Here is a 14,062-nt window from a genome sequence, read left to right on the forward strand (position 1 = left end):
GCTAGCTCCAGGAGGAAACTTGAATCGCCGTTTTAAGAACATAAAGTGTATTTTGGCTATTCTAAGATCCCACAATGATCTGCTAGTGCCCATCTACTTCTGCAGATGGTCTCAAGTTTTTTCGGAGCTGGCGAGCACTTTTGCGCTTTTTCTAAAAAAAGTGAAAGAAGATGAATAGTTATGATGGATAGGAAGGCGTTCTTTTTACTGGGATTCATAATGTTTTTAACGATGACAGGTTATGGAATAGTACTTCCTACATTACCATTCTTAGCAGACGATTTACACCTTACATCCGTTCAAATGTCATCACTCATCATTGTTTGGGCAATTGCACAGATGATTACTTCACCAATGTGGGGGCGTTTAGCTGATAGAATAGGGAGAAAACCAGTGTTAATAATGGGGGTTTTGGGTTTTGGTATAGCCTTCCTAATGTTGATTTTTGCACAAAATTATTGGCAGTTGCTATTAGTAAGGCTAATTGGAGCAGCAATCTCATCTGGTGCTCACCCTGCTGCTTTTGCAATGGTAGCAGATCAAACGAAAAAGGAATTTAGGAATGAATCTATCGCAAAAATGGGAGCGGTGAATGGTCTGGGTTTCTTATGTGGTCCAGCAATAGGTGGGTTATTTTCTCCTCTAGGAGTAGTTGTTCCTTTCATTATTGCAGGTTCACTAGCTTTAATCACGCTGCCCTTTGCTCATTTCTACATTCAAGACAAGGTGATTAGTGAGGAAGAAAGTGAGACATCTTCCCAAAAAGAAACGATTTCTTTTTGGAAATCAATCTTAATGATCACAAAAACCGGTTATTGGAACCATTATACAATTATCCTGGGGTTATCCATAGCTGCCTCTAGTTTCTTTGGATTATTAGGTTATTTCATGATTGAACGATTTGATGCTACTCCTGTTTTTGTCAGCCTGGCGTTTAGTGCGCAGGCAGGAGTTTCTGTAGTAGTGCAATTCTTTATCCTAAAGAGATGCTACGAGCTATGGGATGAAGAAACCATTACGAAAATAGGATTGGTCATTACAACTATAGGATATTGTTTCATCAGTTTTGCACCCTTTATTTGGGTAGCTATATTAGGCTGTGTACTAACTGGATTTGGTCAGTCCTTGGTGCGTCCAACTACGATTGCGATGCTATCTAAACGTAACGAGATGGGGCAAGGGATAACAATGGGACTCCAAAATTCCATGGATAGTCTCGGAAGAATACTAGGTCCTCTTTGGGGTGGATGGGTATTTGTATTTCTGGCATCGGCTCCATTTATAACTTCTGCACTGATTACTGCACTTCTACTTGGCATAGCATTTTTGACTGCCTACCGGCAAAAAATCCAAATTACTTTACCTGATCGAAAAGACACTAGTAACTCATAATTAGCGAAAAGTTGGCTCCTTGAAATGTAAGCGTTTTATATTAAGTTTTTACAGCGAAAATAGTAAATTTTATTAGGAGGGTAACATGCTATTAACTGAATTATTAGGTGAGAATATTGAAAAGTTTGGTGAGTATAACCTTCTTTACTATAATGAGGAAACTTATACAAATTCCGAGACTGAAATCATTTGCAAAAAAGTCTCAAGCCTTGTTCATTCCCTAGGAGTTGAAAAAGGTGATCGGGTACTGATCTGCATGCCGAATTGTCCAGAAGTAATCTTCTCTTATCAAGGTGTATTGGGAGTGGGGGGGATTATTGTTCCTGTTATGTACCTCCTTCATGAAAATGAAATTAATTATATTTTAAGAAATTCAGAAGCTAAAGTGGTCATCACCTCATCTACACTTCTTCGAAAAATAATCAATTCGACAAATGGTTTGAGTGTTGTACCAAAGGTTATATGTATCGATCAACCAGATGAAGCTGACTTGCAAGAAGGCATTAAGGTGATTGAATGGAATCAGGCAGTGCCAAATATGCCAATCTATGAAAATAATTCGTTGAATATGAAAGAATCGGATGTTGCGGTCATTTTATATACATCTGGAACTACAGGTGTTCCAAAGGGAGTTATGCTGACACATAAAAACTTGTACGCCAATTCAATGTCGGGGTTAGCCCTTAGAGAGGAAGAGGATACAAGAGGCACAACAATCGGGGTTCTTCCATTGGCACATATTTATGGATTCGGGATTATGAATGGGATGTTTTTGCTTGGAAGTTCAGTTGTAATTTTTTCAAAATTTGATGCAGAAGAAGTATTTAAAGTAATCGAAAAATATAAGGTAAAATCTTTTGCTGCTGTTCCTGCTATGGTGCATGCAATGCTTTACCATCCCAACGCCGAGCAATATGACTTATCGAGCTTAGAAACAGTCGGTTCTGGTTCTGCAGCTCTTGCGGTTAGTTTGCGCCACAAATTTAAAGAAAGGTTTGGAGCAGAGGTACGCGATGCCTACGGACTCTCGGAGGCTTCTCCTGGTGTTGCAACACAGCGCAATAATATGCCGATTAAGGAAGGCTCCGTAGGCGTCCCGATGCCGGGGGTCAGCATCAAAATTGTGGATGAACAAGGTCAGGAAGTAGCTGTCGGTGATGTTGGAGAATTACTTGTCCAAGGCGATAATGTAACGCCTGGTTACTATAAAAATGAAGAAGCAACAGAGAAAGCGCTGCAAAATGGCTGGCTCCATACAGGCGATATGGCAAAAGTCGATGAAGAGGGCTATTTATATATTGTAGATCGCAAGAAAGATTTAATCATTCGAGGCGGCTTCAATATTTACCCGCGTGACTTAGAAGAATTATTAGTCAAACATGAGGCGGTTCTAGAGGCTGCCGTCATCGGTATTCCTTCTGAAAGAATGGGGGAAGAGATTCTTGCTTGTATTGTGAAGAAGCAGGGCTTCAACATAAGTGAGAATGAAATAATTCAGTATTGCCAAAAGAATTTGGCAAAATACAAGACGCCACGACATATTGAGTTTATCGATGAGCTTCCTAGAAATGGTGTGGGGAAAATACTGAAGACGAAGTTGCGAGAGCATTTTGCCACCCTCACTTTAGACAATTAATGGTATGTCATAAAATTGAAAGGAGGAATTCGATTGGCGCTAAACTCCGACACACTTTTAAAAGTTGAAGAGATGAAAACGGTATTCAAAACGAGAACGGGGAATCTAGAGGCTGTTGATGGTGTTTCTTTTAGTATTTCAAAAGGCGAAACGGTTGCTATCGTTGGAGAATCGGGATCCGGTAAAAGTGTTTCTGCACTTTCCATTTTAAGATTGCTGGATAGTAATGGTGAAGTGATTTCAGGGAAAATATTATTTAATGATTTAAATTTGAAAGATTTAAATGATGAAGAAATCCGAAAAATTCGGGGCAACGAGATTGCGATGATTTTTCAAGATCCGATGACCTGCTTGGACCCTGTCTATACCATTGGAGACCAAATAATTGAGACGATAAAAATTCATGAAGACCTAAGCAAAAATCAATTACGGAAACGTGCACTTGAATTGTTGAAGCTAGTAGGATTGCCAGATCCAGAAAGCAGAATTGATGCATTTCCACATCAACTTTCCGGTGGTCAAAGGCAAAGGGTAATGATAGCGATTGCTCTTGCATGCAGACCCAATCTAATAATTGCAGATGAACCGACAACAGCCCTTGATGTGACGGTTCAAGCACAGATTATGCAGTTATTGAAAGACTTGCAATCACAATTTGGAACAGCAATTATTCTTGTTACCCACGATCTTGGTGTCGTAGCCGAAATGGCGGACAAAGTGGTTGTTGTCTATGCAGGGCAGGTTGTTGAACAGTCATGTGTGAAGGATTTGTTTAACAAACCAGTACATCCATATACAGAAGCCTTATTGAAAAGTATTCCCAAAATGGATACAGATAAAAACCGCAGACTCCAAACGATAAAGGGAAATGTACCAAGCTTAAAAGATATGCCTGCTGGCTGCCGTTTTCACCCTAGGTGCCCCATGGCTACAGAAAAATGCAAAAATGAAGAACCTCCACTTTTTGAGGTATCTAAAAATCGAGTTAGTAAGTGCTGGACTGCAGATCCGGAAGTTCAAGAAAAAAAAGAGATTCCTGCATTAATCGAAGAACAGGAGTCTGACTTTGAAGTAAACGAGCATCTAGCAAGTAAACAATTGCTGTTGGATGTAAGAAACTTGCAAAAATACTTTCCAATTACAAAAGGAATTTTATCGAGAACGGTTGGTCACGTGAAAGCGGTTGACGGGGTTTCACTTAATATTAATAAAGGCGAGGTTCTTGGTCTTGTAGGAGAATCAGGTTGTGGGAAGTCAACAGTCGGTCGGTTAATAACCGGACTGATCGATTCAACGAATGGTGAAGTCAACTTTGATGGAAAGCAATTATCAAGTGCTAATCGAAAAGAAAAGAAGGGGATTCGGAAACGTATTCAATTTGTTTTTCAAGATCCTTATAGCTCACTAAATCCGAGAATGACTATCTTAGATATTATCGGTGAACCTTTGGAAGTTCACAATTTAGCCAAAGGAACTACCAAACGACAACGGGTAGCAGAGTTGCTTGAAATTGTTGGATTATCCAAAAATGATATGCATAAATTTCCTCATCAATTCTCTGGGGGTCAACGGCAAAGAATTGGAATTGCCAGGGCATTGGCAACTGAGCCAGACCTCTTAATCTGTGATGAGGCAGTATCAGCGCTGGACGTTTCTGTTCAAGCCCAAATCCTGAATCTATTGAAGGATCTTCAACTTAAGATGGGATTATCCTATTTGTTTATTTCACATGATTTGAATGTGGTCAAATATATATCTGATCGAATCGCGGTTATGTACTTAGGGGAAATTGTTGAGGTGACAGATGCCCAATCCTTATTTAAGGAGCCATTGCATCCTTATTCAAAGGCGCTCATTTCAGCTGTCCCAGTTCCTAATCCCAATATTGAAACCGACAGGATCATATTAAGTGGAGAAGTACCAAGTCCGTCAAATCCTCCAAGTGGCTGTAAATTTCATACTAGATGTCCTTTTGCAATGGACGTTTGCAAGCAACAAAAACCTGAATTGAAAGATATATCTGAAGGGCATACAGTTTCATGTCATCTCTATGGGGAGGAGCAAAGGACATGATTGAATATATTGTTAGACGCCTAATTTTCGGAATATTCGTATTATTCATCATGACAACTTTTATTTTTATCGTCATGAGAGCCGTTCCGGGTGATGTTGTTACACTGCAATTGGCTAATTCCGGGGCTACAGCTGAGCAGATGGACGCATTGAAGGCTGAAATGGGTCTTGATAAAAGTGTGCTGGGTCAACTGGTTGATTGGGTATCGAAAGCAATACAAGGGGATTTGGGAAATTCGCTTTGGTCAGGTCAGCAAGTTTCGCAAATTATTCTAGAGAGATTGCCAGTGACCATACAATTGGCGCTTATGTCAATAGTATTAGCCATTATCATTGGGATACCGATTGGGGTCATTTCAGCTGTCAAACAGAATTCCTTTATCGATCACTTCTTAAAAATTATTTCAATAGGCGGATTATCTATTCCGAATTTTTGGTTGGGACTAATTATGCTAACTGTTTTATCTTTGGCCTTAAACTGGATTCCTCCATTAGGCTATCAATCTTTTGCCGAGAATCCCTTTGTAAACTTACAACAAATGTTTTTACCGGCAATCTGTTTAGCCATTACCCTCAGTGCCAGTATTGTTCGGATGACCAGGTCCGCTGTACTTGAAGTGCTGCACTCTGAATTCATTAGAACGGTTCGGGCAAAGGGAGCAAAGGAAGGCATTGTAATATTCAAGCATGCCCTTAGAAATTCCTTGGTTTCCGTTATTACACTGATTGGTTTGCAAATCGGCTATTTGCTTGGTGGAACAGTGGTGCTTGAATCGATTTTTGCTCTACCCGGTTTAGGCAGCTTGATCTTCGAATCGGTATTAGTGAGGGACTATCCAATTGTTCAATCGACTGTTTTGGTGTTCGGTGGAATGTTTTTATTAGTAAACTTAATCGTTGATGTGATGTATGGCTGGGTAGATCCACGGATTCGAGCTAAATAAAATAGTGCATCAATATTCTTGTTTCAAGAAAAGGAAGTGATTCGCATGTCCCAAGTTCAATTAGACTCTGAATTGCCAAACGGGAGGATAAAGGCGGGTAAGAATTTGCATTTGAGTAAACTCAAACAGGACTGCAAACGCTTTATTATCACTCAAAAAATTGGTTTCGTGTCTCTTTTAATTATCCTTGTTGTGGTGGCGATTGCAATCGTTGCCCCGATCATAGCACCTTATGACCCTATAAGTCAGGATCGCGCTGCTTTTCTGGCAGCTCCAAATGCACAACATGTCATGGGAACGGATGACTTGGGTCGAGATGTGTTCAGCCGACTCGTTTATGGTTCCCAAATATCGTTGCTCGTCGGAATTGTGACAGTAGTTATCTCAATCATATTAGGAACTTTGATAGGAATGATTTCGGGTTACTTTGGTGGAATCGTTGACATGATCATTCAGCGTATAATGGATGCGATTATGTCCATCCCGGCATTAATACTGGCATTATTTATCGCAGCATTATTAGGACCTGCAATCCAAAATGTCATTATCGCACTGGTCATAATAGAAGTACCTCGTTTTGCAAGAATTGTTCGGGGAGAAATGCTGAGAATCCGTGAATCGAATTATGTCGAAGCATCCCGTTCGGTAGGGGCAGGCTCATTCAGAATTATCATGAAACATGGGTTGCCAAATATGATGGCCCCGATTATTGTCATGGCAAGTCTTGCTTTTGGCCAGACAATTATTGCAGAAGCATCACTTAGTTTTCTTGGAATTGGAACACCGCCCCCTAATCCTTCATGGGGTTTGATGCTTAGTGATGCGAGCATGTATATGGAAAGTGCTCCTTGGCTCGTTCTTTTCCCTGGATTAGCTCTTAGTATATTGGTTTTGGCTTTTAACCTATTCGGGGATGCTCTTCGTGATTTCCTCGATCCAAAGATGTCTTAGAGAATTATAAGAGATTACTATTTCATAGGAGGGAATGGTTATGGATAAAAAGTTGAAATCAATTTTAGGCCTATTGATTTTGGGATTGCTCATACTAGTAATGAGTGCATGCTCCTCGGACACACAGAAGAATGAGACGGTATCGGAAAATCCGGGAGTTGAAACCTCGGAACCTAAGAGTGGTGGAACCTATACGATTCTCTCTGCTGCCGATCCGGATATGCTCGACCCGCATAAACAGTCATCGATCTATACACATATGATGGCAGGGTTGGTATATAACAAGCTGGTTTCTTATGAAACTGGGCCAGGCGTGGATTATACAGATTACAATGTTGTACCGGATCTTGCAGAACGTTGGGAGATTTCAGAAGACGGGAAAGTATACAAATTCTTTTTACGGGAGGCGTACTGGCATGATAAAGAACCGGTAAATGGAAGGCAGGTTACAGCAGAGGATGTTGTAGCAACTATGGAAAGAATTATTAATTTACCGGGTCATCAGGCGGCAATTCTTTCAGAGGTGGAAAGTATCGTGGCTGAAGATTCACAGACAGTTGTCTTTACATTAAAACAACCTTTCGCTCCTTTTTTAAACTTTATGGCAAATCATTTTATGTGGATTCTACCGAAAGAGGCGGTGGATGGTGATGTTGATTTAGCAACTGATGCAATCGGAACGGGACCATTTGTATTGGAAGAGTGGGAAGATAATGTGCAGGCAACCTATACAAAAAATCCAAAATACTATGAAGAAGGAAAACCGTATCTAGATGAAGTAATTTATAAAGTCGTGCCAGACCAAGGTTCTCGTATTGCTGCATTTAGAACTGGTCAAGCAGATGCAATTGGTGCACTATCACCAGAGCAGCTTACGCAACTTCAAAAAACAAATCCTGATGTTGAAATTTTTGAAGCATTGTTTGCAACTCAGGAACAGTTATATATGAATATGGAAAGAGAACCTTTTAATGATATAAAAGTTCGAAAAGCAATCAGTATGGCGGTCGATCGTCAATCAATGGTAGATGCCATTTATGGAGGCGGCGAAACGAGTGGACCTGTCAACCCATCTTTGGGTGATTGGGCTTTGCCTTTGGAAGAAAGGGAAGCGTTGCTGCCATATAACCCTGAGGAAGCCAAAAAGCTGCTGGCTGAGGCTGGATATCCAAACGGTTTTGATACAACGATGATCGTAACGAATGGATATGGAGAACAATTAGTGCGTGTTGCTCAATGGGTGGCGGAGGATTTAAGAAATATCGGGATTAATGTTGAAATGGAAATCGTAGAATATGCCACTTACTTCTCGGAAAGATGGCCAAATGTAGATTATGACATGGGTGTAGGCTATCAAACTTATTTCCAGGAGCCTGATGAATGGCTTCGTACACAGCTGCACACAAATGGTTCGCGAAATTGGTACAACATAAGCGATCCGGAATTAGACAAGATGCTTGATGAACAAAGACTTATCCTGGACGTGGAAGAGAGAAAAGAATATGTATATGATATTCAACGTTATGTTTTAGAAAACTTGGTTAACCCTGTACCGCTTTCTACCTACTATACAAAAACTCCGAGACACGCTTATGTAAAAGATTCTTATCCGCATGCTTCCTATGGATACGGATACCTGAAGGATGTTTGGTTGGATAAATAATCTATCAATGAGTATGAAAGCATGTAAGTTCCTAAAATTAATCGTTTGGTGAAAGGTATGTGAGAACACATTCTTATAAAAAAGGGATTGAGTACTTTGCAAAAAATTGAAAGATTGGAGCTAACAACCAACTTTCCCATTGGTCCAGTATATTCATATGTTGTGTTTGGTGAAAAACTGACACTGATAGATGCCGGGTTAAAAAATGAAGAGGGATGGAATCAGTTAAATAGCGGCCTACATCGTTTAGGAATTAGCATTTCCGATATCGAGCAAATTGTATTGACTCATCATCATAATGACCATACCGGTATGGTTGATTGGATTCTGGAAAGGAATCCATCGCTTTCCATCTTTGCCCATAAGGATACCGAAATGATTTTAAAAGATGAGTACTACCTGGAGTGGAGCTCCGAATTTTTTGAGAAGTTATTTATCGAATTCGGATTAACAAGAGAAATGGCAGCGCAATGGGCCTACCGTAAAGGCCATCGTGATTATTTCGAGATTGCAACCGTGGATGGAGTCCTTAAAGAGGGAGATTATGTACCTGGTTTACCCTCTTTCCAAGTAATTGAAACGCCGGGTCACTCACAAGATCATATTTCGCTTTATTGCGCGGATGAACAACTGTTTCTTTGTGGAGACCATATCATTAAAGGGGTACACGGAGGTATATTTTTAGATGCTCCCGTACATGGAACTGAACGGGCAAAACCATTGCTGCAATATCTTGACAGTTTAGAGAAATGCAGGGGACTCCCCGCAAAACTAACTTATTCAGGCCATGGCCCCATTATAGAGAATTTGGATGAAGCCATTGATGGACATATAAATAATATTGAAAACCGTGCACAGCGCGTTATCAACACACTGAAAAAAGCAAAAGATTCGGCGACAGGATTTGAAATCATTCAGGACATGTACAAAGGCAGATACGAAAAGGCTGTTATAACATTCGTGTTTGAAATCGTTAGTGTACTGGATTTATTGCTCGAGCGAAATATCGTGGCTGCCCAAAAACATAATGGAGTCTATCAATACCGTTTAGTAAATGGTTTTTGAAGAGCTTAAAATGACTTTTCTGTTTGAATAATTCTACAAAACTACTAATAGAATGTTAGGAAATAGTTTTAGTATAAAGTTGGGAGGAATTCGATTTGGCAGGAAAATTCGATAATAGAGTGGCATTTATTACAGGCGGCAGTCGGGGAATAGGCAAAGGGATTGCGGAAACTTTTGCTGAAGAAGGGGCTAAGATCGCCATCATTGATATAAATGAAGAAGCATTGCACGAAGTTCAATCGCAGTTTAAGGAGAAGGGCATTAATATTTTGGCTATCCAAGCAAATGTCGTAAAAGCTGATGAAGTTGAAACAGCTATGGAGCAGGTTGTGAAGGAATTTGGTTCGCTTGATATCCTGGTTAACAATGCTGGGATTATAAGGGATAACTTATTGTTTAAGATGTCTGATAGTGACTGGGACCAAGTTATTGATGTTCATTTAAAAGGAGCCTTTAATACAACTCGTGCGGCACAAAAATATATGGTGCAGCAAAAGTACGGAAGGATTATTAATATTTCTTCAACTTCGGCTCTCGGAAATGCGGGGCAAGCAAATTACTCTACGGTAAAAGCCGGCTTGCAAGGATTGACAAAAACGCTGGCAAAAGAACTTGGGAAATTTGGGATTACATCAAACGCAGTTGCCCCTGGTTTTATTGAAACAGATATGACGAGAGCAACGGCAGAAAGAATTGGTGTACCTTTTGAAGATTTCTTAAAAGCTGGTGCAAGTAGAATTCCGGTTGGCAGAACCGGTAAACCCAGTGATATTGCAAATGCGGTTGCCTTCTTTGCAGATGAAAAATCTTCTTTCGTCAGTGGTCAGGTAATTTATGTTGCAGGTGGGCCGACTAATTAATAGAAAGGAGTGGGGAAAATGTATAAAGAATATATTGGACTGACTTCAAGCAAAACCAGAAATGTTGTAGAGAGAGAGTTGGTTAGGCGTTTTGCCGAGTCAATTGGAGATAGCCACCCGATTTATATTGATGAAGAAGCAGGAAAACAATCCAGATACGGAAAGAATATAGCACCTCCAACATTTCCCCGGGTGTTAAGATCGGGTTCAATTGAAGGACTGAAATTACCTTTAAAAGGGTTGATTCACGGTGAGCAAATCTATCATTATGAGAGACCTTTATTAGTAGGTGAAGAAGTATTTTGTTATTCAAAAATAGAAGACTACTATGAAAAAGAGGGCAGTACTGGAAAAATGGGCTTTCTGAAAATGAAGAGGTATGGAGAAGACTTAAACGGTCGTTTAATTTTCACAGAAGAATCCATCATCATAATAACTGAAACAGTAAGGAGGTCCTTAAACGTATGACGGTTTTAAAGGAGATAAATATTGGGGAATCTGTTGAGACCACTCTTGAACCTGTTTCACGAATGGATCTTATAAAGTACTCTGGTTCTTCAGGTGATTTCAATCCTATTCATACAATAGATGAAGAAGCAAAAAAAGCGGGTTTGCCGGGAATCATCGCCCATGGCATGTGGACGATGGGCAATCTAGCAAAATTATTCACTCCCTATCATGAAGACGGATTTATAAGAGATTATAATATTCGATTCTCTGGAATGGTATTTTTAAACGATGTCCTAACATTAAAGGCGGAATTAGTAGATAAAACGGATCGGCTACTTATTTTTGATGTAAAAGCCACAAATCAAAACCATAAAGATGTTGTTAGTGGAAATCTTAAATTTGAACTTAATTAATCAAGAAGGGTTTGTCTCAATCGTACATTCACAATAAGAGGCAAATCCTTTTTATTCAAAATGAATAACGGAAAGGAAAGGAATGAATTAATGAAAAGAGACGCTGTTATTGTATCGGCTGTTCGTACGGCAATCGCGAAACAAGGTGGAGCATTGGCAAGCATTCCTGCGCATATTTATGGTGGGGAAGTGATTAAAGAAGCAGTTAGGCGAGCAAATTTAAACCCGGAATCAATCGAAGATGTCATTCTGGGAAATGTTCTGAGTGGTGGTGGCAATATTGCCAGATTGACGGCTTTACAAGGTGGTCTATCAGTCAATGTACCAGGATTGACGGTTGATCGACAATGCGGATCTGGTATTAATGCAGTTGCTTTAGCCGCTCAAGCAATCCAATCCGGGGCTGGTGATATTTATGTTGCCGGCGGTGTTGAAAGCATGAGTCGTGCACCTTATCAATATGAGCGCCCAGAGCAAGCTTATAGTTCCATTCCGCCAAAGTATCGAAAAACACTCCTTGCCCCTGAAGAAATTGGGAACCCTGCGATGGGGACTACAGCCGAAAACCTGGCAAAAAAATACGAGATTACAAGAAAAGAGCAAGATGAATACTCACTAAAAAGTCAGCAAAGGATGGCAAGGGCCATGGAGGAAGGCCGTTTCGACGAACAAATCGTGCCGATAAGTATTCCGGTGCGCAAAGGAGAACCAATACTCTTCAACAAGGACGAACATCCCCGTCCTAATTCGACTCTAGCAGCATTGGCCAAATTGCCGCCTGCCTTTCAAAGAGATGGTACTGTAACGGCAGGGAGCAGCTCGGGCCTGAATGATGCTGCCTCTGCACTAGTCATTATGTCACGGGAAAAAGCTGAGGAATTGGGTGTTCAGCCTCTAGCGACAATAAAAGGGTCGGCTCTAGCAGGTGTTGACCCGAACATTATGGGAATTGGTCCTGTACCTGCAACGCAGAAGTTAATGGAGAAACTCGGCCTCTCTTTATCTGATATGAATATTATTGAGCTAAATGAAGCATTTGCTGCACAAGTGATTGCTTGCGATCGTGAATTAGCATTTGACCCAGAAAAACTTAATGTCAATGGGGGCGCTATTGCGCATGGACATCCATTAGGAGCAACAGGGGCCATCCTGATAACAAAAGCGGTGTATGAATTGAAGCGCACTGCTGGTCGATTTGCTTTAATAACGGCATGTATTGGAGGAGGACAGGGAATTTCTATAGTGATAGAAAGGGAGTCAAATTAAAAATACAGTGAAATCTTTTTTTCGAAGGGAACAAAAAGATGAGAGGAAGAATTATAAAAGAAAGTATAGATCTTTTTGATAAGAAGGGCTTCAGTAAAACTTCAATACAAGATATTGTTGATGCAATCGGCGTAACTAAAGGGACCTTTTATTATTACTTTAAAAGCAAACAAGAGTTATTAAGGGATATCCATTTAAATTACATCCTGGAACTACTAAAAGAACAAGAGATTATCCTGAATGATGAGTTTATTAGCTGTAAAGAGAAAATGAATAGGCTGATCTACTTAATTATCAGGAATATAAAAATTCATGGAAAAAGTGCGAGGGTCTTTACCAGAGAAGTTCGCCACCTGGATAATGAGCAAGTAAAGTCGGTAAATGCCTATAGAAAAGAATTTCGCCTCAATCTTCAGAAATTAATCGAAGAGGGAATAGCAAAAGGTGAATTCAGGGAAAATCTTAGAAGCGATATAGTTATTTTTGGAATCTTGGGCATGGTGAACCGTTCTTATAATTGGTACAATCCAGATGGTGAAGTGTCGGAGGAAGAACTTGTGAATATCTATATGGATTTAATACTAAATGGAATAAAAAAAGAAACAAATTGTACATGATATAGTTGAACTTTTCAAAAAACATTTGCCATAGGTGATTTATGAAAATTATACAAACCAACTTTCACTTTTTAGAGCCATTTGAACCTTTGGAGAAGGTGCAAAATATCATTGTTCATCATTCTTCAAGGAAAAATATGACAGCAGAACAATGTCATGAATTTCATCAGCACAAACGAGGGTGGAGTGGTATAGGCTACAACTATTTCATCGAAAAGAATGGGGATATTATGGAAGGAAGAGGCCAACATGTTGGTGCACATGCGTACGGACATAACCGAAGTTCCATTGGTATTTGTATGACGGGGGATTTTGACTTGGAAATGCCTACCAACGAGCAATGGACATCCTTCCTTTGGTTAAGTGGCTATATGATGAAATTGCATGATTTACACCCGCATCAAGTGTTGGGCCATCGGGAATTAGAAGGAGTAAAAAAAAGTTGTCCGGGATTATTGATCAATTTGCATGAGGTGAGAAGTCAAGTTATGGAATATCTGCAATAGTAAGGCTCGTCAGTTGAAAACTGGCGAGGTTTTTTGTTTTTTGTAGATTTAAGAGGAATAAATGTGGATTTTATAGAAATATGAGGTATGTGGGAAGTTTGTTAATACTGGGAAGCCATTAATTAATTTTAAAGGAGCTGATCGTTTGAAGAAACGTAATCTACTCGCATTTATTCTATTTTTCCTTCTGCTTTTGGTCGGATACTTTTATTCACAACACCCAATT

At 39.9% G+C, this 14,062-nt stretch carries 13 protein-coding genes; all 13 read left to right on the forward strand.

Translation table 11 applies throughout. From position 1 onward, the window contains the following. Positions 1-180: 180 nt before the first annotated feature. The 13 genes from QYB95_RS08175 (at position 181) to QYB95_RS08235 (ending at position 13,836) form a co-directional block, all read left to right on the forward strand. Entirely contained in the window at positions 181-1,392 is a 1,212-nt protein-coding gene (locus QYB95_RS08175) for an MFS transporter (protein ID WP_301137824.1), read from the forward strand. An 85-nt stretch (positions 1,393-1,477) separates the two neighbouring features. Continuing rightward, on the forward strand, positions 1,478-3,028 hold the full coding sequence (locus QYB95_RS08180) for a class I adenylate-forming enzyme family protein (protein ID WP_301137825.1): 1,551 nt from the start codon (positions 1,478-1,480) through the stop codon (positions 3,026-3,028). A 33-nt stretch (positions 3,029-3,061) separates the two neighbouring features. Next, positions 3,062-5,101: a dipeptide ABC transporter ATP-binding protein gene (locus QYB95_RS08185; RefSeq protein WP_301137826.1), complete on the forward strand. Its 2,040-nt coding sequence runs from the start codon at positions 3,062-3,064 to the stop codon at positions 5,099-5,101. Further along, positions 5,098-6,045 (forward strand): ABC transporter permease, encoded by a 948-nt coding sequence (locus tag QYB95_RS08190; protein ID WP_301137827.1) that lies wholly within the window; start codon positions 5,098-5,100, stop codon positions 6,043-6,045. The genes QYB95_RS08185 and QYB95_RS08190 overlap by 4 nt, the downstream gene beginning before the upstream one ends. Positions 6,046-6,090: 45 nt before the next feature. Then, a complete protein-coding gene (locus QYB95_RS08195; protein ID WP_301137828.1) occupies positions 6,091-6,996 on the forward strand; it encodes an ABC transporter permease in 906 nt (301 codons plus the stop codon). A 40-nt stretch (positions 6,997-7,036) separates the two neighbouring features. After that, entirely contained in the window at positions 7,037-8,659 is a 1,623-nt protein-coding gene (locus tag QYB95_RS08200) for an ABC transporter substrate-binding protein (RefSeq protein ID WP_301137829.1), read from the forward strand. A gap of 96 nt (positions 8,660-8,755) precedes the next feature. After that, positions 8,756-9,724, forward strand: coding sequence for an MBL fold metallo-hydrolase (locus tag QYB95_RS08205; RefSeq protein WP_301137830.1), 969 nt, complete (start codon positions 8,756-8,758; stop codon positions 9,722-9,724). A 95-nt stretch (positions 9,725-9,819) separates the two neighbouring features. After that, on the forward strand, positions 9,820-10,584 hold the full coding sequence (locus QYB95_RS08210; RefSeq protein ID WP_301137831.1) for a beta-ketoacyl-ACP reductase: 765 nt from the start codon (positions 9,820-9,822) through the stop codon (positions 10,582-10,584). An 18-nt stretch (positions 10,585-10,602) separates the two neighbouring features. After that, positions 10,603-11,052, forward strand: coding sequence for a MaoC family dehydratase N-terminal domain-containing protein (locus tag QYB95_RS08215; RefSeq protein WP_301137832.1), 450 nt, complete (start codon positions 10,603-10,605; stop codon positions 11,050-11,052). Further along, entirely contained in the window at positions 11,049-11,447 is a 399-nt protein-coding gene (locus tag QYB95_RS08220; protein WP_301137833.1) for a MaoC/PaaZ C-terminal domain-containing protein, read from the forward strand. The genes QYB95_RS08215 and QYB95_RS08220 overlap by 4 nt, the downstream gene beginning before the upstream one ends. 90 nt (positions 11,448-11,537) lie before the next feature. Next, a complete protein-coding gene (locus QYB95_RS08225; protein WP_301137834.1) occupies positions 11,538-12,713 on the forward strand; it encodes a thiolase family protein in 1,176 nt (391 codons plus the stop codon). A gap of 38 nt (positions 12,714-12,751) precedes the next feature. After that, entirely contained in the window at positions 12,752-13,330 is a 579-nt protein-coding gene (locus QYB95_RS08230) for a TetR/AcrR family transcriptional regulator (protein WP_301137835.1), read from the forward strand. Positions 13,331-13,371: 41 nt separating this feature from the next. Beyond that, positions 13,372-13,836, forward strand: coding sequence for a peptidoglycan recognition protein family protein (locus tag QYB95_RS08235; RefSeq protein WP_301137836.1), 465 nt, complete (start codon positions 13,372-13,374; stop codon positions 13,834-13,836). Positions 13,837-14,062 lie beyond the last annotated feature (226 nt).

It is taken from the genome of Ureibacillus aquaedulcis (assembly GCF_030418165.1).
Lineage (GTDB): Bacteria > Bacillota > Bacilli > Bacillales_A > Planococcaceae > Ureibacillus > Ureibacillus aquaedulcis.

Bases quoted from the DNA above. Each gene is read 5' to 3' on its own strand.
- QYB95_RS08225 (WP_301137834.1), top strand. From the start codon at position 11,538: ATGAAAAGAGACGCTGTTATTGTATCGGCTGTTCGTACGGCAATCGCG.
- QYB95_RS08200 (WP_301137829.1), top strand. From the start codon at position 7,037: ATGGATAAAAAGTTGAAATCAATTTTAGGCCTATTGATTTTGGGATTG.
- QYB95_RS08215 (WP_301137832.1), top strand. From the start codon at position 10,603: ATGTATAAAGAATATATTGGACTGACTTCAAGCAAAACCAGAAATGTT.
- QYB95_RS08220 (WP_301137833.1), top strand. From the start codon at position 11,049: ATGACGGTTTTAAAGGAGATAAATATTGGGGAATCTGTTGAGACCACT.
- QYB95_RS08195 (WP_301137828.1), top strand. From the start codon at position 6,091: ATGTCCCAAGTTCAATTAGACTCTGAATTGCCAAACGGGAGGATAAAG.
- QYB95_RS08180 (WP_301137825.1), top strand. From the start codon at position 1,478: ATGCTATTAACTGAATTATTAGGTGAGAATATTGAAAAGTTTGGTGAG.
- QYB95_RS08235 (WP_301137836.1), top strand. From the start codon at position 13,372: ATGAAAATTATACAAACCAACTTTCACTTTTTAGAGCCATTTGAACCT.
- QYB95_RS08230 (WP_301137835.1), top strand. From the start codon at position 12,752: ATGAGAGGAAGAATTATAAAAGAAAGTATAGATCTTTTTGATAAGAAG.
- QYB95_RS08190 (WP_301137827.1), top strand. From the start codon at position 5,098: ATGATTGAATATATTGTTAGACGCCTAATTTTCGGAATATTCGTATTA.
- QYB95_RS08175 (WP_301137824.1), top strand. From the start codon at position 181: ATGATGGATAGGAAGGCGTTCTTTTTACTGGGATTCATAATGTTTTTA.